The organism is Streptomyces fradiae (genome assembly GCF_041270065.1).
Classification (GTDB): domain Bacteria; phylum Actinomycetota; class Actinomycetes; order Streptomycetales; family Streptomycetaceae; genus Streptomyces.
The window spans coordinates 5851263-5874166 of the sequence record NZ_CP065958.1; the positions used below are offsets into that span (position 1 = coordinate 5851263).

The 22904-nt window shown below is 72.2% G+C and carries 16 protein-coding genes; 14 read left to right on the plus strand and 2 right to left on the minus strand.

Features of this window, described 5'->3' with window-relative positions; all coding sequences use genetic code 11:
* Positions 1-152 precede the first annotated feature (152 nt).
* The 8 genes from JAO84_RS26875 to JAO84_RS26910 all read left to right on the plus strand — a co-directional run bounded on the left by JAO84_RS26875 (position 153) and on the right by JAO84_RS26910 (position 9933).
* Positions 153-1670 (plus strand): gamma-aminobutyraldehyde dehydrogenase, encoded by a 1518-nt coding sequence (locus tag JAO84_RS26875; protein ID WP_370415125.1) that lies wholly within the window; start codon positions 153-155, stop codon positions 1668-1670.
* A 76-nt stretch (positions 1671-1746) separates the two neighbouring features.
* The gene (locus tag JAO84_RS26880) at positions 1747-2994 is read left to right on the plus strand and encodes a PotD/PotF family extracellular solute-binding protein (RefSeq protein ID WP_370415126.1); all 1248 of its coding nucleotides are present in this window, start codon (positions 1747-1749) and stop codon (positions 2992-2994) included.
* A 49-nt stretch (positions 2995-3043) separates the two neighbouring features.
* Entirely contained in the window at positions 3044-4192 is a 1149-nt protein-coding gene (locus tag JAO84_RS26885; RefSeq protein WP_370415127.1) for an ABC transporter ATP-binding protein, read from the plus strand.
* On the plus strand, positions 4189-5115 hold the full coding sequence (locus JAO84_RS26890) for an ABC transporter permease (RefSeq protein WP_370415128.1): 927 nt from the start codon (positions 4189-4191) through the stop codon (positions 5113-5115). The genes JAO84_RS26885 and JAO84_RS26890 overlap by 4 nt, the downstream gene beginning before the upstream one ends.
* Positions 5115-5909 (plus strand): ABC transporter permease, encoded by a 795-nt coding sequence (locus tag JAO84_RS26895; RefSeq protein ID WP_370415129.1) that lies wholly within the window; start codon positions 5115-5117, stop codon positions 5907-5909. The genes JAO84_RS26890 and JAO84_RS26895 overlap by 1 nt, the downstream gene beginning before the upstream one ends.
* A 53-nt stretch (positions 5910-5962) precedes the next feature.
* On the plus strand, positions 5963-7381 hold the full coding sequence (locus JAO84_RS26900; protein WP_370415130.1) for an NAD(P)/FAD-dependent oxidoreductase: 1419 nt from the start codon (positions 5963-5965) through the stop codon (positions 7379-7381).
* A gap of 131 nt (positions 7382-7512) precedes the next feature.
* Complete coding sequence (locus tag JAO84_RS26905; RefSeq protein ID WP_370416878.1) at positions 7513-8031, plus strand: hypothetical protein; 519 nt, start codon at positions 7513-7515, stop codon at positions 8029-8031.
* A gap of 90 nt (positions 8032-8121) precedes the next feature.
* Positions 8122-9933: a chitinase gene (locus tag JAO84_RS26910; RefSeq protein WP_370415131.1), complete on the plus strand. Its 1812-nt coding sequence runs from the start codon at positions 8122-8124 to the stop codon at positions 9931-9933.
* Here the strand turns inward: JAO84_RS26910 and JAO84_RS26915 are convergent.
* Together JAO84_RS26915 and gabT are read right to left on the minus strand one after the other, a co-directional pair.
* Positions 9902-10654, minus strand: a complete 753-nt coding sequence (locus tag JAO84_RS26915) for a phosphatase PAP2 family protein (protein WP_370415132.1) — start codon at positions 10652-10654, stop codon at positions 9902-9904. The genes JAO84_RS26910 and JAO84_RS26915 overlap by 32 nt on opposite strands.
* A gap of 126 nt (positions 10655-10780) precedes the next feature.
* A complete protein-coding gene (gabT, locus tag JAO84_RS26920) occupies positions 10781-12115 on the minus strand; it encodes a 4-aminobutyrate--2-oxoglutarate transaminase (protein WP_265864541.1) in 1335 nt (444 codons plus the stop codon).
* A gap of 255 nt (positions 12116-12370) precedes the next feature.
* On the opposite strand from gabT, the gene JAO84_RS26925 reads away from it, so the two are divergent.
* From JAO84_RS26925 to aroA, 6 genes are all read left to right on the plus strand, one after another.
* Positions 12371-14839, plus strand: coding sequence for an ATP/GTP-binding protein (locus JAO84_RS26925; protein ID WP_370415133.1), 2469 nt, complete (start codon positions 12371-12373; stop codon positions 14837-14839).
* A 284-nt stretch (positions 14840-15123) separates the two neighbouring features.
* The gene (locus JAO84_RS26930) at positions 15124-16731 is read left to right on the plus strand and encodes a PucR family transcriptional regulator (protein WP_370415134.1); all 1608 of its coding nucleotides are present in this window, start codon (positions 15124-15126) and stop codon (positions 16729-16731) included.
* 106 nt (positions 16732-16837) lie between these two features.
* Positions 16838-17809 (plus strand): EamA family transporter, encoded by a 972-nt coding sequence (locus JAO84_RS26935; RefSeq protein WP_370415135.1) that lies wholly within the window; start codon positions 16838-16840, stop codon positions 17807-17809.
* A gap of 222 nt (positions 17810-18031) precedes the next feature.
* Positions 18032-19477 (plus strand): aldehyde dehydrogenase family protein, encoded by a 1446-nt coding sequence (locus JAO84_RS26940; RefSeq protein WP_370415136.1) that lies wholly within the window; start codon positions 18032-18034, stop codon positions 19475-19477.
* 143 nt (positions 19478-19620) lie between these two features.
* The gene (locus JAO84_RS26945; protein ID WP_370415137.1) at positions 19621-21549 is read left to right on the plus strand and encodes an acyl-CoA dehydrogenase family protein; all 1929 of its coding nucleotides are present in this window, start codon (positions 19621-19623) and stop codon (positions 21547-21549) included.
* A 91-nt stretch (positions 21550-21640) separates the two neighbouring features.
* Positions 21641-22894 carry a 3-phosphoshikimate 1-carboxyvinyltransferase gene (gene aroA / locus JAO84_RS26950; RefSeq protein WP_370415138.1) on the plus strand — a complete coding sequence of 418 codons (1254 nt, stop codon included), beginning with the start codon at positions 21641-21643 and terminating at the stop codon, positions 22892-22894.
* Positions 22895-22904: the final 10 nt, after the last annotated feature.

A 22904-nucleotide genomic window follows, 5' to 3' on the forward strand; every position in this document is an offset into this window, starting at 1 on the left:
GGACACTCCGTACGGCAATTTCCCGCCGTCCTCGACACATTGATCGACCGAATCCGTCGCGTAACCAAAAGGCAACAACGGAATCACTTGTTGGACCGGATGCCCTCTGTCAGGATCGGCACTCAACTCGAGCTGGAACAACGGAGAGCGTCATGGGCAACCGCTTCCAGGCGTCGGACCGCTTCGCGGACGGCGCGCAGTACATCGGCGGGCGGCTCCGCCCCGGCACCTCGGACACCGAGCACGGCGTCGTCGACCCGGCGACGGGGGAGACCGTCCTCACGTACACCCTCGCCTCGGCCGACGACGTCGACGCGGCCGTGACCGCCGCCGCCGAGGCCTTCCCCGGCTGGGCCGGCGCCACCCCCGGCGAGCGCTCCGACGCGCTGCACCGCTTCGCCGGAGTGCTCGCCGAGCGGGCCGAGGAGTTCGCGCAGGCCGAGTCCCTCCAGTGCGGCAAGCCCATCAAGCTGACCCGCGAGTTCGACGTGCCCGGCACCGTCGACAACACCGCCTTCTTCGCGGGCGCCGCCCGGCACCTCCAGGGCCAGTCGGCCGGCGAGTACTCCGGCGACCACACCTCGTACGTACGGCGCGAGCCGATCGGCGTCGTCGGCTCCATCGCCCCGTGGAACTACCCGCTGCAGATGGCCGCCTGGAAGATCCTGCCGGCCGTCGCCGCCGGCAACACCGTCGTCCTGAAGCCCGCCGAGCTGACCCCGCTGACCTCGCTGATGTTCGCCCAGGCGGCCACCGAGGCCGGCCTGCCCGACGGCGTGATCAACATCGTCAACGGCGCCGGACGGGTCGCCGGCGAGCACCTGGTCGGACACCCGGGCGTCGCCATGACCTCCTTCACCGGCTCCACCGGCGTCGGCAAGCGGGTCGCCGAGATCGCCACCGCCACCGTCAAGCGGCTCCACCTGGAGCTCGGCGGCAAGGCCCCGTTCCTGGTCTTCGACGACGCCGACCTGGAGGCCGCCGCGCACGGCGCCGTCGCCGCCTCCCTCATCAACAGCGGCCAGGACTGCACCGCCGCCACCCGCGCCTACGTCCAGCGGCCGCTGTTCGACGCCTTCGTCGCCCGGGTCGCCGAACTCATGGAGACGGTGCGCCTCGGCGACCCCTTCGACCCGTCGACCGACCTCGGCCCGCTCGTCAGCCACGCCCAGCGCGACCGGGTGGCCGGCTTCGTGGAGCGGGCCCGCGCCTACGCGACCGTCGTCACCGGCGGCGAAGCCCCTGGTGGCGAACTCAAGAACGGCGCATACTACCGACCCACCCTGATCACCGGCGCCCCGCAGGACAGCGAGGTCGTGCAGTCGGAGATCTTCGGGCCGGTCCTGGTGGCCCTGCCCTTCGACGGCGACGACGAGGGCATCCGGCTCGCCAACGACACCCCGTACGGCCTCGCCGCCTCCGCCTGGAGCCGCGACGTCTTCCGGGCGAACCGGGCCACCCGCGAGATCAAGGCCGGCTGCGTCTGGGTCAACGACCACATCCCGATCATCAGCGAGATGCCCCACGGCGGCTACAAGGCCTCGGGCTTCGGAAAGGACATGTCGGCCTACTCCTTCGAGGAGTACACGCAGGTCAAGCACGTCATGTACGACAACACGGCGGTGGCGGCCAAGGACTGGCACCGCACGATCTTCGGGGACCGTCCGTAACGATATGCGGCTACCGCCGCGTGGGAGCGCCGTCCGACCAGCGGCATCCACTCACCCCTCCGGAAGGGCACAGCGCATGGAGCAGTACCAGTCCGACAGCCTGTCGGCCGCGCAGACGGCGGCGATACGGCGCAGCCTCACCAGCGGCCGGGGCGCCCTCAGCCGCCGCTCGATGCTGCGCGCCGGCGGCGTCGGCGCGCTCACCCTCGGCGGCCTCGCCGGGCTGAGCGCCTGCGGCATCCCGCCGGCCAAGCGGGAGGGCAACGGTCCCGCGTCCATCGACGTGTCGGCCAAGGAGAAGAGCGTCGCCTTCTCCAACTGGACCGAGTACATGGACGTGAGCGAGGACGAGAAATCCCGCCCCACGCTGGACGCGTTCCGGAAGCGGACCGGGATCACGGTCAAATACACCGAGGACATCAACGACAACGTCGAGTTCTTCGGCAAGATCAAGCCGCAGCTCGCGGCCGGCCAGGACACCGGCCGTGACCTGATCTGCGTCACCGACTGGCTGGCCGCCCGGATCATCCGGCTCGGCTGGGCGCAGAAGCTGGACCCGGCCAACCTGCCGAACGCCTACGCCAACCTCTCCCCGCAGTTCCGCCGCCCCGACTGGGACCCGGGCCGCTCCTACTCGTACCCCTGGACCGGCATCTCCACCGTCATCGCCTACAACGTGAAGGCGACCGGCGGGAAGAAGGTCGACTCGGTCACCCAGCTGCTCGACGACCCCGCCCTCAAGGGCCGGGTCGGCTTCCTCACCGAGATGCGCGACTCGGTCGGCATGACCCTCCTCGACATGGGCAAGGACCCGGGCCACTTCACCGACGCCGACTACGACGCGGCGATCGGGCGCCTCCAGAAGGGCGTCGACAAGAAGCAGATCCGGCGCTTCACCGGCAACGACTACACCTCCGACCTCGACAAGGGCGACCTCGCGGCCTGTCTCGCCTGGGCCGGCGACATCATCCAGCTCCAGGCCGACAACCCGGACATCCGCTACGCCATTCCGTCCGCCGGCTACATCACGTCCACCGACAACCTGCTCGTCCCCGCGCAGGCCCGGCACAAGACGAACGCCGAGAAGCTCATCGACTACTACTACGAGCTCCCGGTCGCCGCCCAGCTCGCCGCGTACATCAACTACGTGTGCCCGGTCGACGGCGTGAAGGACGAACTCGCCAAGATCGACCCCGAGCTGGCCGCCAACACCCTGATCCTCCCGGACAAGGCGATGGCCGCGAAGTCCCGCGCCTTCCGCTCGCTCAGCAGCGCCGAGGAGACGGCGTACGAGGAGAAGTTCGCCAAGCTCATCGGCGCCTGACCGCCCGCCGCCCGCCTGCCCTCCCCTTCACGAACCGGGACCGCAACCCATGACTGAGAACACCACCGGCGGCGACGTCCGTCTGGCCGGCATCAGCAAGTCCTACGGCTCCTTCACCGCCGTCCACCCGCTCGACCTGACCATCCCGCAGGGCTCCTTCTTCGCCCTGCTCGGCGCGTCCGGCTGCGGCAAGACGACCACGCTGCGGATGATCGCCGGCCTGGAGGACCCGACCACCGGCACCGTCTTCCTCGGCGACCGGGACGTCACCGACCTCCCCCCGTACAAGCGGCCGGTGAACACCGTCTTCCAGTCCTACGCGCTCTTCCCGCACATGGACGTCTTCGAGAACGTCGCCTTCGGTCTGCGCCGGCGCGGCATCGCGTCGGTCAAGAAGCAGGTCGACGAGATGCTGGAGCTCGTCCAGCTCGGCGACAAGGCCAGGCACAAGCCGCACCAGCTCTCCGGCGGCCAGCAGCAGCGCGTCGCCGTCGCCCGCGCGCTCATCAACCACCCGCAGGTGCTGCTCCTCGACGAGCCGCTCGGCGCCCTCGACCTCAAGCTGCGCCGCCAGATGCAGCTGGAGCTCAAGCGCATCCAGACCGAGGTCGGCATCACCTTCGTGCACGTCACCCACGACCAGGAGGAGGCCATGACGATGGCCGACCAGGTCGCGGTCATGAACGGCGGCCGGGTCGAGCAGCTCGGCGACCCCGCCGACCTGTACGAGAACCCGCAGACCACCTTCGTCGCCAACTTCCTCGGCACCTCCAACCTCATCGAGGCCGAGGTCGCCGAGACCGGCGGCGACCTCCTGGTCACCGCCGGCGGCGGCAAGCTCAAGGTGCCCGGCGAGCGCTGTACCGCCGCCGTCCGGGTGGGCGGCAAGGTCCTGGTCGGGGTGCGGCCCGAGAAGATCTCCCTGGCGCACGCCGACGACGCCGGTGAGATCGCCGACGGCCGCAACCGGGTCACCGGCCGGATCGCCGAGTCCTCCTTCATCGGCGTGTCGACCCAGTACGTGGTGAACTCGCCCGCCGGCGCCGAGCTGCACGTGTACGAGCAGAACATCGAGCGCGACACCCGCCTGGTGCCCGGCGCCGAGGTCGTCCTGCACTGGAACCCGGCGCACACCTTCGGCCTCGACGCGGCCCAGGACATCGACGCGGGCGTGGAGACGGTGGAGGACGCCGCATGACCGCGACCCTGATAAAGGAGGCGCCGCCGGCCGAGGAGCCGGTGCTGCGCAGGCCCTCCACCCGCAAGCGGCTGGTGCCCTACTGGCTGCTGCTGCCCGGCATCCTGTGGCTGCTCGTCTTCTTCGCGCTGCCGATGGTCTACCAGGCCTCCACCTCGGTGCAGACCGGCTCCCTGGAGAAGGGCTTCGAGGTCACCTGGCACTTCCAGACCTACTGGGACGCCTTCCAGGAGTACTGGCCGCAGTTCGTCCGCTCGCTGCTGTACGCCGGCACCGCGACCCTGCTGTGCCTGCTGCTCGGCTACCCCCTGGCGTACCTCATCGCCTTCAAGGCCGGCCGCTGGCGCAATCTGCTGCTCGTGCTCGTCATCGCGCCCTTCTTCACCAGCTTCCTGATCCGGACGCTGGCCTGGAAGACGATCCTCGCCGACGACAGCCTGGTGGTCGACGCGCTGAACACGCTGCACGTCCTCGACGTGACCAGCTGGCTGGGCTGGACCGAGGGCAGCCGGGTGCTCGCCACCCCGATGGCCGTGGTCTGCGGCCTCACGTACAACTTCCTGCCCTTCATGATCCTGCCCCTCTACACCTCCCTGGAGCGGATCGACGGGCGGCTCCACGAGGCCGCGCAGGACCTCTACGCCTCGCCCGCCACCACCTTCCGCAAGGTGACCTTCCCGCTGTCGATGCCCGGCGTCGTCTCCGGCACCCTGCTCACCTTCATCCCGGCCAGCGGCGACTACGTCAACGCCGAACTCCTCGGCTCCACCGACACCAAGATGGTCGGCAACGTCATCCAGTCGCAGTTCCTGCGCGTCCTGGACTACCCGACGGCCGCCGCCCTCTCCTTCATCCTCATGGCGATCGTGCTGTTCATGGTCACCGTCTACATCCGCCGGGCGGGAACGGAGGACCTGGTCTGATGCGTTGGATCCGACAGCACCTCGTCGTCATCGCGGGCCTGCTGACGCTCGCGTACATGATCCTGCCGAACGTCGTGGTCATGGTCTTCTCGTTCAACAAGCCGAACGGGCGCTTCAACTACGCGTGGCAGCAGTTCTCGCTCGACGCCTGGAAGGACCCCTGCGGGGTCGCCGACATGTGCGAGTCGCTCACCCTCTCGCTGCAGATCGCCGCGTGGGCCACGGTCGGCGCGGTCGTGCTCGGCACGATGATCGCCTTCGCGCTGGTCCGCTACCGCTTCCGGGCGCGCGGCGCGATCAACTCGCTGATCTTCCTGCCGATGGCCATGCCCGAGGTCGTGATGGCCGCCTCGCTGCTCACCCTGTTCCTCAACATGGGCGCGGAGCTGGGCTTCTGGACGATTCTGATCGCCCACATCATGTTCTGTCTGTCGTTCGTCGTGACCGCCGTCAAGGCGCGCGTGATGTCCATGGACCCGCGTCTGGAGGAGGCCGCGCGCGACCTCTACGCGGGCCCGGCGCAGACCTTCCTGCGGGTGACCCTGCCGATCGCGGCGCCCGGCATCGCGGCCGGCGCGCTGCTCGCCTTCGCGCTGTCGTTCGACGACTTCATCATCACCAACTTCAACGCGGGCTCCACCGTCACCTTCCCCATGTTCGTCTGGGGCTCGGCGCAGCGCGGAACACCCGTTCAGATCAACGTCATCGGCACGGCGATGTTCGTCATCGCGGTACTGGTGGTCGTGGCCGGTCAGATCGTCACGAACCGGCGCAAGAAAACGGCAACAGCCTGACATCAGCGCCCGGCCCGCGGCGAGCGGGCCGGGCACCGAAGGAGTTGGAAACCATGGCCCCAGTCGCCATGCGTCTCGCTGCACAATCTCTCTCCGACGCCCAGCCCGTCCCCTTCTGGCTGGAAGACCCCGGCAAGCCCGGAGCCCTGCCCGCCCTCACCGGCACCGAGCGCTGCGACCTGCTCGTGGTGGGCGGCGGCTACAGCGGACTGTGGACCGCGCTCCTCGCCAAGGAGCGCGACCCCTCCCGGGACGTCGTACTCATCGAAGGCCGCGAGGTGGGCTGGGCCGCCTCGGGCCGCAACGGCGGCTTCTGCGCCGCCTCCCTCACCCACGGCCTCGGCAACGGGCTCGCCCGCTGGCCGCGGGAGCTCGCGAAGCTGGAGCGGATGGGCGAGGCCAACCTCGACGCCATCGAGGCCGCCGTCGCCCGCTACTCCCTGGACTGCGACTTCGAGCGCTCCGGCGAGATCGACGTGGCCACCGAGCCCTACCAGCTCGACGAGCTGCACGAGCTGTACGAGGAGGCCGACGGACTCGGTCTGGCCGGCGGCCTGGAGCTCCTGGACCGCGACGCGCTGCGCGCCGAGGTCGACTCGCCCACCTTCCTCGGCGGCCTGTGGGACCGCCGCGGAGTCGCCATGCTGCACCCTGCCAAGCTGGCCTGGGGCCTCAAGCGGGCCTGCCGCGAGCTCGGCGTGCGGATCTTCGAGAACACCCCGGCGCTCGACCTGCTGCCGGCCGGCGGCGGCATGGCGGTGCGCACCCCGTACGGCCGGGTCGCGGCCCGCCGGGTCGCGCTCGGCACCAATGTCTTCCCGTCCCTGGTCAAGCGGGTGCGGCACTACACCGTCCCGGTGTACGACTACGCGCTGATGACGGAGCCGCTGAGCGCCGAGCAGCTGGCCGCGGTCGGCTGGAAGAACCGGCAGGGCCTCGGCGACTCCGCCAACCAGTTCCACTACTTCCGGATCACCGCCGACCACCGCATCCTGTGGGGCGGTTACGACGCGGTCTACCGTTTCGGCGGCAAGGTGGCGGCCGAGATGGACCACCGCCCGGAGACCTATCTGAAGCTGGCCCAGCACTTCTTCACCTGCTTCCCGCAGCTGGAGGGCCTGCGCTTCAGCCATGCCTGGGGCGGGGCGATCGACACCTGCTCGCGCTTCTCGGCCTTCTTCGGCACGGCCCACCAGGGCAAGGTGGCGTACGCCGCCGGATACACCGGCCTCGGCGTGGGCGCGACCCGCTTCGGCGCCGACGTGATGCTGGACCTGCTGTCGGGGGAGCGCACCGAGCGGACCGAGCTCGACATGGTGCGGTCCAAGCCGCTGCCGTTCCCGCCGGAGCCGATCGCCTGGGCGGGCATCGGGCTGACCAAGTGGTCGCTCGCGCGCGCCGACGAGAACGGCGGCCGGCGGAACCTGTGGCTGAAGACGATGGACAAGCTGGGGCTCGGCTTCGACAGCTGACCCCGCATCAGGAGGTGTGACGCAGGTCACAACCGACAGGTAGGAAACCCGCGTCATAGCCGCGGGCCCGCGCCCTCTCTCCGTACGGACACCGCACCTGGCGGGTCCGTACGAGGAGAGGGTTTTTCGTGATGACTGGTACGGGTACGGGGACGGGAACCGGTTCGGGCGCGGGCACCGGTTCGGGCGCGGGGACCGGTTCGGCGGGTGCCAGGGCCGTGGTGGAGTGGCTCGCCTCGGTCGCGCCGGACCCCGACGCCTGCCGCTGGGAGTGGGAGCGCAACCCGCACGGGGTCGCCCTGCTGCCCGCCGGGCGCCGCTGGGACGTGCTGATCCTGCCGTCCGAGCTGGGCTATCCCACGCTCGACGTGCTCACCCGGCTCGTCGACCGGCCCGGCCCGGTCCTGGCCGACTTCGGCGACTCCCGGATGGGCTTCTTCGTGCCACCGGGCACCGCGACCCGCTGGCTCGGCACCGGTGTGCGCAGCGCGGGCCCCGGCACCTGGATCGTCGTCCCGTACCCGGGCCGGGTGACCGGCGGGGTGCGCTGGCTGGTGACCCCGGACGCCTCGGGCACCCTCACCGACCCCGCGCTGCTCGAACTCGCGATGCACGAGGCCGCCGGGCAACTGGCCCGTGGGCAGGGGTGACCGGTCGCGTCCAGAGGTCTTGACCACTCGATTGGTCTGGACCATGCTGTGGCGCGCTCCCCCTCGATTCCCCCACCCCCGGAGGCAGTTGTGGCCCGCACCAGACCTCTCTCCCTCGCCGTGGCGGGCGTGCTCGCCGCCGGCGGCCTCGTGGCCCTGACCCCCCTCGCCCAGGCCGCCGACACCGAACTCGCCCGCAACGGAGGCTTCGAATCCGGCCTGGACGGCTGGAGCTGTACGGCCGGCAGCGGAGCCGTCGTCTCCTCACCCGTGCACGGCGGGACGAAGGCCCTGCAGGCCACCCCGGCCGGCAACGACAACGCCAAGTGCTCCCAGACCGTCACCGTGAAGCCCAACTCGACCTACACGCTCAGCGGCTGGGTGCGCGGCTCCTACGTCTACCTCGGCGCGTCCGGCACCGGCGCCGCCACCGGCGACCCGTACACCTGGACCCAGTCCGCGCCCGACTGGCAGAAGCTCTCCACCAGCTTCACCACCGGCGCGTCCACCACCTCCGTGACGCTGTACACCCACGGCTGGTACGGCACCGGGGCCTACGTCGCCGACGACCTGTCGCTGCTCGGCCCCGGCGGCGACCCGGTGCAGATACCGGCCACCCCGACCGGGCTCACCGCCGGGTCCGCGACCTCCAGTTCGGTGAGCCTGTCCTGGCCGGCCGTCGCCAACGCCACCTCGTACAAGGTCTACAAGGACGGCGCGCTCGCCGGGACGGTCACCGGCACCTCGTACACCGCCACCGGACTCGCGGCCGCCACCGCGTACAGCTTCCAGATCTCCGCCGCCAACAGCGCGGGCGAGTCGGCGAAGTCCGCCGCCGTCACCGCCACCACCACATCCGGAGGCGGCGGGGGAGGGGGCGGCGGGCAGCTGCCCGCGCACGCCCTCGTCGGCTATCTCCACGCCAGCTTCGCCAACGGCTCCGGCTACACCCGGATGGCCGACGTGCCCGACTCCTGGGACGTCATCAACCTGGCCTTCGGCGAGCCGACCTCGGTGACCTCCGGCGACATCCGGTTCAGCCTGTGCCCGCAGACCGAGTGCCCGAACGTGGAATCCCTCGCCGACTTCAAGGCCGCCATCAAGGCCAAGCAGGCCGCCGGCAAGAAGGTCCTCATCTCCATCGGCGGCCAGAACGGCCAGGTCCAGCTCGCCACCACCGCCGCCCGCGACACCTTCGTCTCCTCGGTCTCGAAGATCATCGACGAGTACGGCCTCGACGGCCTCGACATCGACTTCGAGGGCCACTCGCTCTCCCTGCAGACCGGCGACACCGACTTCCGCAACCCGACCAGCCCGGTCATCGTCAACCTGATCTCCGCGGTGAAGACCCTCAAGGCCAAGTACGGCACGAAGTTCGTGCTCGCCATGGCCCCGGAGACCTTCTTCGTGCAGCTCGGCTACCAGTACTACGGCTCCGGCCCCTGGGGTGGCCAGGACCCGCGCGCCGGCGCCTATCTGCCGGTCATCCACGCCCTGCGCGACGACCTCACCCTGCTGCACGTCCAGGACTACAACTCGGGCTCCATCATGGGCCTCGACAACCAGTACCACTCCATGGGCGGCGCCGACTTCCACATCGCCATGACCGACATGCTGCTCACCGGCTTCCCGGTGGCCGGCAACACCGACCACGTCTTCCCGGCCCTCCGCCCCGACCAGGTCGCCATCGGCCTGCCCGCCTCCACCCAGGCAGGCAACGGCCACACCAGCCCCTCCGAGGTGAACAAGGCCCTGGACTGCCTCACCAAGAAGACCAACTGCGGCAGCTACCAGACCCACGGGACCTGGCCCGGCCTGCGCGGCCTGATGACCTGGTCGATCAACTGGGACCGCTACAACAGCTGGGAGTTCAGCCGGAACTTCGACTCGTACTTCCCGTAGAGCGCTGCCACGTGGAGCTGACCCGCAGGATCAGCACCCCGAGGCAGAGACTGGCCAGGACGTCCAGCGGCCAGTGAAAGCCCCGCAGGACCAGACCGGTGCCCGTCACCGCCGTGAGCACGGCGGCGACGGGCACCAGGCGTCGGGACACCAGGAAGGCCGCGCCGAAGTACGCCACCAGCGCCGTGGCGGTGTGGCCGGAGGGGTAGTAGCCGTGCGCCCAGGGCTCCAGGGGGCCGGGGCGGGCCGTCCATTCCTTCAGGGGGATCACCAGGAGGGGGACGGCGGCCATCGCGAGGCCCGCGTACAGGGCCGCGAGCCGGCGGCCGCGCCGGACGGCGTACGCCATGGCGGCGGCGAGGACCGGGAGGGCGACCGTCATGTTGCCGAGGTCGGAGGCGGCTTCGCTCAGCCCGCGCGGGACCGTGTCCACCAGGGCGCGGGAGAGGCGTTCGTCCAGCCGGGCGAGCGGGCCGCCGACCAGGACCTGCCAGGTGGCGACGGAGAGAACGACGATCGCCCAGAAGACAGCCGACAGCCCCGGAACAGGGGGGGTGGTTCCGGGGCGGTCGCCTGGACCGGGCTGCCGCGCGCCCCGGGGGGTGTGGGGCGGGCGGCCATCCGATCGGTGAGGAGTTCCGGAGCCCAGGGCTCCAGTGGTGTGCGCGAAGGCACGGTGCGGACGGGGCTGGGGAGGCTCCGCCCAGGGTGTTTCTCTCATCTGCAGAAACCGTACGGCACGAAGAGGGGGACCGACAGCCGGAACTCCATCCCGCCATCGGCCCCCCACAGCTTCTTCACACAGGGTGTCAGAAGCCGCTGTCGGCCGTCAGATCCGGTCGGATCGTCAGATCGTGGCGAGCGCTGCCTCGATGACGTCCAGACCCTCGTTGAGCAGGTCCTCGCCGATGACCAGCGGCGGCAGGAAGCGCAGCACGTTGCCGTAGGTGCCGCAGGTGAGGACGAGCACGCCCTCGTTGTGGCAGTACTTGGCGAGCGCGGCGGCGGCCTCGGCGTGCGGCTCCTTCGTCGCCGGGTCCTTCACCAGCTCGATGGCGATCATGGCGCCGCGGCCGCGGATGTCACCGATGACCGGGAACTTCTCCTGCATCTGGGTGAGGCGGCCCTTCATGACCTCCTCGATGCGCTTGGCCTTGCCGTTGAGGTCGAGCTCCTTCATGGTCTCGATGGCGCCGAGCGCACCGGCGCAGGCCACCGGGTTGCCGCCGTAGGTGCCGCCGAGGCCGCCACCGTGCACGGAGTCCATGATCTCGGCGCGACCGGTCACGGCGGCGAGCGGCAGACCGCCCGCGATGCCCTTGGCAGTGGTGATCAGGTCCGGGACGATGCCCTCGTCCTCGCACGCGAACCACTGGCCGGTGCGGCAGAAGCCCGCCTGGATCTCGTCGGCGACGAAGACGATGCCGTTGTCGTTGGCGAACTTCACGATCGCCGGCAGGAAGCCCTTGGCCGGCTCGATGAAGCCGCCCTCGCCGAGGACCGGCTCGATGACGATCGCGGCGACGTTGTCGGCGCCGATCTGCTTGGTGATGTTGTCGATCGCCTGGGCGGCGGCCTCGGGGCCGGCGTTCTCGGCACCGGTGGGCCAGCGGTAGCCGTAGGCGACCGGCACGCGGTAGACCTCGGGCGCGAACGGACCGAAGCCCTGCTTGTACGGCATGTTCTTCGCCGTCATGCCCATGGTGAGGTTCGTACGGCCGTGGTAGCCGTGGTCGAAGACGACGACGGCCTGGCGCTTGGTGTACGAGCGGGCGATCTTCACCGCGTTCTCGACGGCCTCGGCGCCCGAGTTGAACAGGGCCGACTTCTTGGCGTGGTCGCCCGGGGTCAGCTCGGCCAGCGCCTCGCAGACCTCCACGTAACCCTCGTACGGCGTCACCATGAAACAGGTGTGGGTGAAGTCCTGGAGCTGCGCGGAGGCGCGGCGCACGACGGCCTCGGCGGAGGCGCCCACAGAGGTCACGGCGATGCCGGAACCGAAGTCGATCAGCAGGTTGCCGTCGACGTCCTCGATGATGCCGCCGCCGGCCCGCTTGGTGAACACCGGCAGCGTGGAGCCCACGCCACCGGCGACCGTGTCGAGGCGGCGGGCCTGAAGCTCCTGCGACTTCGGGCCGGGGATGGCGGTGACGACGCGCCGCTCCTGCGGGACAGCGTTCATGCGGGGCTCCTGGGATGTTCCGGGGGTGTTCTGGACGCACTTGCGGGTTTCCTCCGCAGGCTAGGCGCGGCGGAGGGGGAGAGGCATGCGCCGATAGGGAGTGTTGCGGGGTGTGTCGTTGTCCGTGGTGGACATGGCGGCGTACGGGCCGGCGCTCGGGCGCCGGTCCGGCGAATCCCCTCCGGGGCGGCCCGGGCCCACTAGATTGACGGTGGCACAGTGGCGGCGACCTGGCTGGTCAGGGGGCAGGGGTTCATGGAGACCGACGGTACGTACGAGCCGAGCGACACCCGGGGCGCGGGCGTCCCCCGCCCGGCCACCCCGCCGGAGGCACCCGTTCCGCCACCCGTGCACCCGCCGGTGCCGTCCGCGCCCCCGGCGCCGTCCGCGGCCCCGCCCGTGCCCTCCGCACCGCCGAAGCCGGTGGGCGCGCCGGGCGCGTCCGGGGTCCCGGTGAGCCGGGTCGCGGCCTGGCTGGACGCGCCGAGGCCGGAAGCGGGGGTCGGCATCTGGCGCTACCGGCACGAGGAGGTGGAAGAGGCGCCGGAGCGGCTCGCGCCGGTGACGGTCGCGGGGATGCTGATCCCGTTGGTCGTTCTGCTTCTGGCCTGGTCGGCCTGGAACTCCAACAGCTTCCCCTACCAGGGGGAGCTGCTGTGGGCGCTGACCCCCCGGGACTGGTGGTACCCGGGCAGCCTCTCCCCGGTGGACTGGCACGGTGAGGCCGCGCGTGCCATCTACGACGGGGTGATCTTCTTCGTTCTCGTCGGCATGATGGCCTTCCTCGGTTCCTGGAGCACGGTCGTTCGGCACTATCTCAACCGGTTCCGCCCAAGAATGCGTGGCGCCATCACGGTAGTGATGGCAATCGGTGCTCTGGCTCTCGTGTGGCCGGACACCTTCGGCCTCGGCTGGGACCCCGTGCCCCTCGTGAAGGCAGTACTCCTGCTCGCCGCCCTTCTCACGGGCAGCTTGGACCTCTTCACGTCGCCCTTCGCCGTCTACACCCTCTACACCCTGATCACCCTCCTCGTCCTCTGGCCCTTCGCCCGCCTCGGCGACTGGTGGGGCCTGCTGCGCGCCCACCGCGCCCGCAAGACACCCGTCGTCCCCAGCACACCCACCGGCCCCGTCGTCCCGCCCTCCCAGTGGCCCGCCCTGCGCGCGGCCGGCGAGCAGCGCGCCGCCGACGTGCTCGCCGCCGAGGTCGCCGAGGGGCGCATGAACGACGTCGACTGCGCCCGGGTGAACCGCGCCTGGCGGGACAGCGAGCGCGACCAGGTGCGCCGCGCCGCGCTCGTCGGGAAGCTGCTCCGGGACGGCGCCGCCGCCGGCGCGCACCCCTCCGGCGAGCGGGACCTGCCGGGCCGCGCCGCCACCCACGACCTGCTGCTCGGGCAGGTCCGGGTCGGGCGGTACGCGGACGGCGAGCGCACCCCGCACCCGTACCGGCGGGCCGGGCTCGCCCTCGACCCCGGGCTGCTCGGCACCTCGCTGCTCGCCGTCGGACCCTCCGGCTCCGGCAAGACCCGCGCCCTGGTCGCCCCCGTCGTCGAGTCGCTCACCCTCCAGGCCCTCGCCGGCGCCGGCTCCGTCGTGGCCGTCGCCGGGGCCGGCGCCCCGCTCGGGCCCGACACGGCCTACGACGTCGTCATCCGGCTCGGCGACCCGGCCTCCGCGCACGACCTCGACCTGTACGCCGGGGCCACCGACCCCGACGAGGCCGCCGCCTTCCTCGCCGAGGGCCTCGTCGGCGACATGCCCGGCGTGGAGACCCGCCGCGCCGCCACCGTGCTCGCCCAGCTGGTCGGCCCGTACCGCGCCGCGTACGGCCGCTTCCCCACCGTCCCGGTCCTTCGCGAGCTCCTGGAGGCCCGCCCCGAGACCCTGCGGACCCTCCACGACCTGCTGCCCGAGGACGGCGCCCCGACCATGCGCCGCGAGCTCGACTCGCGGATCCGGCAGGTCGGCACCGCCACCGACCTCGGCCCCGTGCTCGCCGACCGGCTCGCGGCCCTCGACCGCCCGGCCTTCGCCGAGTTCTTCGGCACGGGCGGAGTCACCGACAAGGGGGACAGCAGCCGGCCGTTCTCGCTGCGGGCCGTCGCCCAGCACCCCGTACGGGTACGGATCTGCCTGCCCGACGACGGCGCCCACGAGGAGGCCGCCCGGCTCCTGAACCGGCTGCTGCTCGCCCAGTTCCAGACCGTCGTCCGGGACCGCTCGCCGCGCGGCCACTTCGCCTGCCTGGTGCTCGACGACGCGGCCGGGGCGCTCACTCCGGGGACCGTACGGGGCCTGCAGCGGCTGCGCCCGCAGAACGCCGGGGCCGTGCTCGCGCTCCGTACCCTCGCCGAGGTGCCCGCCGAACTGCACGGCCCGCTGCTCGCCGGCGTCGGCTGCCGGATGGCCCTCGCGGGCATCCCCAACTGGGACGGGCGGGCCTTCGCCGAGGCCTGGGGCACCGAGCGGGTCGAGACCACCGAGGTCGCCCACCACACCGTCTTCGCCGACCAGCCGATGACCCGCGCCCTGCACGCCCTGCGCAAGCTGATGACCGGCAAGGCCGTCACCACGGAAGCGGTGACGGTACGGGAGGTGGAGCGCGAGCGGTGGTCCGCCTCGGAGCTCGCGCACGAGGTGCCGCCCGGCCACGCCGTCCTCTCCCTCACCCATGTGCGCGGCGAGCACACCCCGCCGCTGCTCGTGGACCTGCGGAGCTAGCGCCTGTCTTTCGGCTCAGGCCGGATCAGGGAGCGGGGTCTGGCGCGTGCGATCGCAAGGCGGAGGAGGGAGACAACGCGGAGCGTTGGCGACCGACGACAACGCGGCGAGCGTGCGTGCCAGGGCGCGCGAGCCCGGCAAGATCCGAAAGACAGGCGCTGACGGCGGGGCGCCGGACGGGCTGGCAGAATCGGGAGCACGCCGCCCCCACGGGCGGCCCGCGCCCTCCCCACGCCCGACGCGCGCTCCCTCCCCCCAGAACCTCTAAGGTCCGACGGTCCCCAATGCCGCCCACCCTCGCCTCGCTCGTCCAGCACTCGGCGCTCAAACTCACCGTCCGCGCCGGTGAGGACCGCCTCGACACCCCCGTGCGCTGGGCGCACGTCAGCGAGCTCGCCGACCCCGTCCCGTACATGGAGGGCGGCGAGCTGCTGCTCACCACCGCGCTCACCCTCGACGCCGAGGACCCGGAGGCCATGCGGCGCTATGTGCGGCGGCTGCTCGGCGCCGGGGTCGTCGGCCTCGGCTTCGCCGTCGGCGTCAACTACGAGGACATCCCGGGCGCGCTGCTCGAAGCGGCCCGCGAGGAGCATCTGCCGCTGCTCGAAGTGCCGCGGCGGACGCCGTTCCTCGCCATCAGCAAGGCGGTCTCGGCGGCCATCGCCGCCGACCAGTACCGGGCCGTGACCGCCGGTTTCGAGGCGCAGCGCGAGCTGACCCGGGCGGCGCTCGCCGAGGGCCCGGACGCGGTCGTCGCCCGGCTCGCCGCGCACGTGGACGGCTGGGCCGCGCTGTACGACACCTCCGGCACCGTGATCGCCGCGGCGCCCGAGTGGGCGGCCCGCCGGGCGGCCCGGCTCACGCCCGACGTGGAGCGGCTGCGCGAGCGGCCCGCGCCCGCCAGCGCCGTGGTCGGCGGCACGGACGACCGGATCGAACTCCAGTCGCTCGGCACCGGGCGGCGGGTGCGGGGCGCGCTCGCGGTCGGCACGGGGGCGCCGCTCGGCACCGCCGAGCGCTACGCCGTCCACTCCGCCATCGCCCTCCTCACCCTCACGACCGAGCGGTCCCGCTCGCTCCAGGCCGCCGAGCAGCGGCTCGGCGCGGCCGTGCTGCGGATGCTGCTCGCCGGGCAGCCGGACCACGCCCGGGCGGTGGCGGGCGACCTGTACGGCGGGCTGCTCGACGCGCCCTTCCGACTGCTGATCGCCGAGGCCGTGCCGGCATCGGGCGGCGAGCCGAAGGACGGCGAGTCGCCGCTCGCCGTGCTCGCCGAGACCCTGGAGGCCGCGGCGGCGCGGGCCGGGGAGTCGGCGCTCACCGTGCCCGAGGGTCCGGAGGGCGGCGAACGGCTGGTCGTCCTGGCCGGTGACGGGGGAGCGGTCGTCACCGCGTGCGAGGGCTACGCCAGCCGGGAGGCCGAGGAGGCCGGCCTGGTCGTCGGACTCTCCGCCCCGACCGGCCCGATCGCCGCGGCCGCCGCCTACAAGCAGGCCGAACAGTCCCTGTCGGTCGCCCGGCGGCGCGGCCGCGCCCTCGTCGAGCACGAGGAGCTCGCCGCCGGCTCCGTACTGCCGCTGCTCGCCGACGACGCCGTCCGCGCCTTCGCCGACGGCCTGCTGCGCGCCCTGTACGAACACGACGCCACCGGCCGCGGCGACCTCGTCGCCTCGCTGCGCGCCTGGCTCTCCCGGCACGGCCAGTGGGACGCCGCCGCGGCCGACCTCGGTGTGCACCGGCACACCCTGCGCTACCGGATGCGCCGGGTCGAGGAGATCCTCGGCCGCTCGCTCGACGACGCGGACGTCCGCATGGAGCTGTGGCTGGCGCTGAAGGCGACGGGCGACACGCCTCCGCCGTCGTCCTCGCCGGCACCCCGCTCGAAGGACTGAGGACGGGGGACCGAGGACGGGGGATCGGCCCGGTTTCCCCGCCGTCCTGCCCGATGGCGGGCAGAATTCCTGGCCTGGGAGCCCCTCGCTCCGTAATCTCCTGCGCATGACAAGCCCCGCCGCCGATCCGGCCGCCTCCGCCCCGACCCCCACCGCCACCGATGTCCCCACCCCGGGCTCGGTCACCGGGCGGCGCATACCCGCCGCCGTATGGGTGGCCCTCGGGATCGTGTACGTGGTGTGGGGCTCGACGTACCTCGGGATCCGGGTCGTGGTGGAGAGCCTGCCGCCGTTCCTGTCGGCGGGCATGCGGTTCGTGGCGGCCGGCGTGATCCTCCTGGGGGTCGTCGCCTGGCGGCAGGGGCCCGCGGCCCTGAAGGTGACCGGGCGGCAGCTGGCGTCGGCGGCGCTCGTCGGCCTGTTGCTGCTGCTCGGCGGCAACGGCCTGGTCGTCCTCGCCGAGACCTCCGTGCCCTCGGGCCTTGCCGCGCTGCTCATCGCGGTCGTCCCCGCCTGGGTCGTGGTCCTCAAGGCCTGCTTCGGGGAACGGCCCAGCGCCGGCGGCCTCGCCGGCGTGCTGCTCGGCCTCGCCGGGCTCGCCGTGCTGATGCTGCCCGGGCTCAGCGGCGAGGTGCAGACCGGCGGCGTGGTCCTCGTGGTGCTCGGCACGCTGGCCTGGTCGACCGGCTCGTTCGCGTCCTCGCGGATCGAGATGCCCGCGAACCCCTTCACCGCCAGTGCGTACGAGATGATCGCCGGCGGCCTCGCCGGGCTCGGCGTCGCCCTGCTCCGCGGCGAACACCACGGCTTCGACCCGTCCGCGGTCACCGGCCGCTCCTGGGCCGCCCTCGCCTACCTCATCGTCTTCGGCTCCCTGATCGCCTTCACGGCCTACGCCTGGCTCCTCCACACGGCGCCGCTCTCCCTCGTCGCCACCTACGCCTACGTCAACCCGGTCGTCGCCGTCGCCCTCGGCGCGCTCATCCTGAACGAGTCGCTGACCTGGCCGATCGTCCTCGGCGGCGCGATCGTGGTGGCGGGCGTCTGCCTGATCGTCTCGACGGAGCGGCGCCGCTGAGCGACCTGAAGCGCCGGCCCTTCTCGGCGTACCGGACCTGGTGACGGGAGCTGGTGACGGGCCTGCTCCCGACCCGCTTGGGCCAAAGCGGACAGGAGCACCCGCGCCACCACTCCACCGCGGACAAGCGCCTGTCCGCCCGGTTCGCCCTACCGTGTCAGCAGAGCGCGAGGCACCCCTCGGGCACTCCTCGTACACCCCCTACGAAAGGGCCGGGACGCAATGACGACCACCCACGCCTTCTGGCTCGCCGGCCGCGAGGCCACCGGCGAGGCCACCTTCGACGTCACGAACTCGTACGACGGACGTCTGGTCGGCAAGGTCAGCGTGCCCACCGAGGCCCAGGTCGAGGAGGCCGTCGCCGCCGCGCACGCCGTCGTCGACGAGTTCGCCGCGACCCCGGCGCACGTCCGCGCCGCCGCCCTCGACCACGTGTCGAAGCGGCTCGCCGAGCGCACCGAGGAGATCGCCCAGCTGATCTCCGCCGAGAACGGCAAGCCCATCAAGTGGGCGCGCGGCGAGGTCGGCCGGGCCGTGTCCGTGTTCCGGTTCGCCGCCGAGGAGACCCGCCGCTGGAACGCCGGCGAGGCGCAGCGCCTCGACACCGAGGCCGGCGGCGTGGGCCGGCTCGCGCTGACCCGCCGTATCCCCAAGGGCGTCGTGCTCGGCATCGCGCCGTTCAACTTCCCGCTGAACCTCGGCGCCCACAAGGTCGCCCCGGCCATCGCCGTCGGCGCCCCGATCATCCTCAAGCCGGCCCCGGCCACCCCGATCTCCTCCCTGATCCTGGGCGAGATCCTGGCCGAGACCGACCTGCCGGCCGGCTCCTGGTCCGTGCTGCCCGTGCCGAACGACCGGATGCCCGCCCTCGTCCAGGACGAGCGCCTCCCGGTCATCTCCTTCACCGGCTCCGACAAGGTCGGCTTCGCCATCCAGGAGTCCGTGCCGCACAAGCACTGCACCCTGGAGCTCGGCGGCAACGCCGCCGCCGTCGTCCTCTCCGACTGGTCCTCCGAGGCCGACCTGGACTGGGCCGCGACCCGGATCGCCACCTTCTCCAACTACCAGGGCGGCCAGTCCTGCATCTCCGTGCAGCGCGTGATCGTGGACGCCTCCGTCCACGACCGCCTGCTGCCGAAGATCGTCGCGGCCGTCGAGGCCCAGGTCACCGGCGACCCGGCGGACGACGCCACCGACGTCGGCCCGCTCGTCGACGAGAACGCCGCCAAGCGCGTCGAGTCCTGGGTGGACGAGGCCGTCGCGGCCGGCGCCAAGCTGCTCGCCGGCGGCAAGCGCGAGGGCGCCTCCTACGCCCCGACCGTGCTCACCGAGCTCCCGGCCGGCGTCACCCTGGCCCGCGCCGAGGTCTTCGGCCCGGTCCTCACGATCGCCAAGGCGGACGGCGAGGCCGAGGCCTTCGCCGCCGTCAACGACTCGGACTTCGGCCTCCAGGCCGGTGTCTTCACCCACGACGTGCAGGCCGCCTTCCGCGCCCACCGCACCCTCGAGGTCGGCGGCGTGATCGTCGGCGACGTCCCGTCCTACCGTGCCGACCAGATGCCGTACGGCGGCGCCAAGCGCTCCGGCGTCGGCCGCGAGGGCGTCAAGTTCGCGATGGACGACTACACCTACGAGCGCGTCCTGGTCCTGACGGGCCTCTCGCTCTAACCCGAACGCCTCCCCGGCCCGTACCTCCGTACGGACGAAGAGACCGGCGGTCTGAGCCCACTGTGCGGGGGCTCAGGCCGCCCTTCGTCTTTCCGAACCCCCCGAAATCGGGTACGACGGACAGGAAGCCCAAGGAGGCGTCCATGTCCGCACCCACCCAGCGGCCGCCCAAGGTCACCGAGCGCGAGGCCCGGCAGGTCGCCGAGGCCGCCCGCCAGCAGGACTGGCACAAGCCGAGCTTCGCCAAGGAGCTCTTCCTCGGCCGGTTCCGCCTCGACCTCATCCACCCCCACCCGCTGCCCGCCGCCGAGGACGTACGGCGCGGCGAGGCCTTCCTCGCCACCCTCAGGGCCTTCTGCGAGACCCGGGTCGACGGCGCGCGCATCGAGCGCGAGGCCCGCATCCCCGACGAGACCGTCCGCGGCCTCAAGGAGATCGGCGCGCTCGGGATGAAGATCGACCCGAAGTACGGCGGCCTCGGCCTCACCCAGCTGTACTACAACCGCGCCCTCGCCCTGGTCGGCTCCGTCAGCCCGGCGCTCGGCGCGCTGCTCTCCGCGCACCAGTCGATCGGCGTGCCGCAGCCGCTCAAGCTGTTCGGCACCCAGGAGCAGAAGGACGCCTTCCTGCCCCGGCTCGCCCGCAGCGACCTCTCCGCCTTCCTGCTCACCGAGCCCGACGTCGGCTCCGACCCGGCCCGGCTCGCCACCACCGCCGTACCCGACGGAGACGACACGTACGTCCTCGACGGCGTGAAGCTGTGGACCACCAACGGGGTCGTCGCCGACCTGCTCGTCGTCATGGCCCGCGTGCCCGCCTCCGAGGGCCACAAGGGCGGCATCACCGCCTTCGTCGTCGAGGGCGACTCGCCCGGCATCACCGTCGAGCACCGCAACGCCTTCATGGGCCTGCGCGGCCTGGAGAACGGCGTCACCCGCTTCCACCAGGTGCGGGTCCCGGCCGCGCACCGCATCGGCCCCGAGGGCGCAGGCCTCAAGATCGCCCTCACCACCCTCAACACCGGCCGCCTCTCGCTGCCCGCCGCCTGCGCCGGGGCCGGCAAGTGGTGTCTGAAGATCGCCCGAGAATGGGCCGCCGAACGCGAGCAGTGGGGCAAGCCGGTCGCCCGGCACGAGGCCGTCGGCACCAAGATCTCCTTCATCGCCGCCACCGCCTTCGCCCTGGAGGCGGTCGTCGACCTCGCCTCCCAGATGGCCGACGAGGACCGCAACGACATCCGCATCGAGGCCGCCCTCGCCAAGCTGTACGGCTCCGAGATGGCCTGGAAGATCGCCGACGAACTGGTCCAGATCCGCGGCGGCCGCGGCTACGAGACCGCCGACTCGCTCGCCGCCCGCGGCGAACGCGCCGTCCCCGCCGAGCAGGTGCTGCGCGACCTGCGCATCAACCGGATCTTCGAGGGCTCGACGGAGATCATGCACCTGCTGATCGCCCGCGAGGCCGTCGACGCCCACCTCTCCGTCGCCGGCGACCTCATCGACCCCGACAAGCCGCTCGCCGACAAGGCGAGGGCGGGCGCCCGGGCCGGCGGCTTCTACGCCCGCTGGCTGCCGAAACTCGTCGCCGGACCGGGACAACTCCCGGGCGCGTACGGGGAGTTCGGCGAGCTCGCCACCCATCTGCGGTATGTCGAGCGCACCTCCCGCAAGCTGGCCCGCTCCACCTTCTACGCGATGTCCCGCTGGCAGGGGAAGATGGAGCTCAAGCAGGCCTTCCTCGGCCGGATCGTCGACATCGGCGCCGAACTCTTCGCGATGAGCGCCGTCTGCGTCCGCGCCGAACTCCTGCGCACCACCGGACCGCACGGCCGCGAGGCGCGGCAGCTCGCCGACGCCTTCTGCCGGCAGTCCCGGCTGCGGATCGAGGAGCTCTTCGGGCGCCTGTGGGCCAACACCGACGACCTGGACCGCCGCGTCGTCGACGGCGTCCTGGCCGGCTCGTACACCTGGCTGGAGGAGGGCATCCTCGACCCGAGCGACGACGGCCCCTGGATCGCCGACACCACCCCCGGCCCGTCGGAGAAGGAGAACCTCCACCGGAAGATCACCTGACCGCGCCTTGCCAGCCGGCTTCCGCGGACCGCTCCGTCCACCCACCGGACCGGGCCGCGACCGGCCCGCCCGCCACGGCAGACTGGCGGGCGTGACCGTCATCGACATCCCCGGCTCCAAGTCCGTCACCGCCCGCGCCCTCTTCCTCGCCGCCGCGGCCGAAGGCACCACCACCCTGCTCCGGCCGCTGCACTCCGACGACAGCGAGGGCTTCGCCGAAGGCCTCAAGGCCCTCGGCTATGCCGTACGGCAGGAGCCCGGCGCCTGGCACATCGAGGGGCGGCCCGCCGGGCCCGGGGTCGCCGAGGCCGACGTCTACTGCCGGGACGGCGCCACGACCGCCCGCTTCCTGCCCGCGCTCGCCGCCGCCGGGCACGGCACCTTCCGCTTCGACGCCTCCGCGCAGATGCGCCGCCGGCCGCTCGGGCCGCTCACCACCGCCCTGCGGGAACTCGGAGTGCGGCTGACCCACGGCGAGCAGGAGGGGCACCACCCGCTCACCGTGCACGCCGCCGGCGTCAAGGGCGGGGCGCTCACGCTGGACGCCGGGCTGTCCTCCCAGTACCTGACGGCGCTGCTCATGCTCGGCCCGCTCACCGCCGAGGGCCTGGACATCACCGTCACCGACCTGGTCTCGGAGCCGTACGTCGAGATCACCCTCGCGATGATGCGGGCCTTCGGCGCCGAGATCACCCGCGCGGACGGCGCCGACGGCCGCACCCGTACGTACTCCGTCGCCCCCACCGGCTACCGCGCCTGTACGTACGCCATCGAGCCGGACGCCTCGACCTCCTCGTACTTCTTCGCCGCGGCCGCCCTCGTCCCCGGCGCCGAGGTCACCGTCCCCGGACTCGGCACCGGCGCCCTCCAGGGCGACCTGGCCTTCGTCGACGTGCTGCGCCGCATGGGCGCCGAGGTCGAGATCACCGACCGGGCCACCACCGTCCGCTCCACCGGACGTCTGAACGGCCTCACCGTGAACATGCGCGACATCTCCGACACCATGCCGACCCTCGCCGCGCTCGCGCCCTTCGCCGAAGGACCGGTCCGCATCGAGGACGTCGCCAACACCCGGGTCAAGGAGTGCGACCGGCTCGACGCCTGCGCCGAGAACCTGCGCCGGCTCGGCATCGACGTCGCCACCGGACCCGACTGGATCGAGATCCGGCCCGGCACCCCGGCCGGCCCCGTCGAGATCGCGACCCACGGCGACCACCGCATCGTCATGTCCTTCGCGGTCACCGCCCTGCGCACCCCCGGGATCACGTTCGACGACCCCGGCTGCGTACGGAAGACCTTCCCGGACTTCCACCCCGTTTTCGCCCGCTTCTCACAGGCCCTGTGAAAGCCGCACG

Excerpts from the sequence above, each read along its gene's own strand:
- JAO84_RS26875 (WP_370415125.1), top strand. The coding sequence starts at position 153 with ATGGGCAACCGCTTCCAGGCGTCGGACCGCTTCGCGGACGGCGCGCAG.
- JAO84_RS26880 (WP_370415126.1), top strand. The coding sequence starts at position 1,747 with ATGGAGCAGTACCAGTCCGACAGCCTGTCGGCCGCGCAGACGGCGGCG.
- JAO84_RS26885 (WP_370415127.1), top strand. The coding sequence starts at position 3,044 with ATGACTGAGAACACCACCGGCGGCGACGTCCGTCTGGCCGGCATCAGC.
- JAO84_RS26890 (WP_370415128.1), top strand. The coding sequence starts at position 4,189 with ATGACCGCGACCCTGATAAAGGAGGCGCCGCCGGCCGAGGAGCCGGTG.
- JAO84_RS26895 (WP_370415129.1), top strand. The coding sequence starts at position 5,115 with ATGCGTTGGATCCGACAGCACCTCGTCGTCATCGCGGGCCTGCTGACG.
- JAO84_RS26900 (WP_370415130.1), top strand. The coding sequence starts at position 5,963 with ATGGCCCCAGTCGCCATGCGTCTCGCTGCACAATCTCTCTCCGACGCC.
- JAO84_RS26905 (WP_370416878.1), top strand. The coding sequence starts at position 7,513 with ATGACTGGTACGGGTACGGGGACGGGAACCGGTTCGGGCGCGGGCACC.
- JAO84_RS26915 (WP_370415132.1), bottom strand. The coding sequence starts at position 10,654 with ATGAGAGAAACACCCTGGGCGGAGCCTCCCCAGCCCCGTCCGCACCGT.
- gabT (WP_265864541.1), bottom strand. The coding sequence starts at position 12,115 with ATGAACGCTGTCCCGCAGGAGCGGCGCGTCGTCACCGCCATCCCCGGC.
- JAO84_RS26925 (WP_370415133.1), top strand. The coding sequence starts at position 12,371 with ATGGAGACCGACGGTACGTACGAGCCGAGCGACACCCGGGGCGCGGGC.
- JAO84_RS26930 (WP_370415134.1), top strand. The coding sequence starts at position 15,124 with ATGCCGCCCACCCTCGCCTCGCTCGTCCAGCACTCGGCGCTCAAACTC.
- JAO84_RS26935 (WP_370415135.1), top strand. The coding sequence starts at position 16,838 with ATGACAAGCCCCGCCGCCGATCCGGCCGCCTCCGCCCCGACCCCCACC.
- JAO84_RS26940 (WP_370415136.1), top strand. The coding sequence starts at position 18,032 with ATGACGACCACCCACGCCTTCTGGCTCGCCGGCCGCGAGGCCACCGGC.
- JAO84_RS26945 (WP_370415137.1), top strand. The coding sequence starts at position 19,621 with ATGTCCGCACCCACCCAGCGGCCGCCCAAGGTCACCGAGCGCGAGGCC.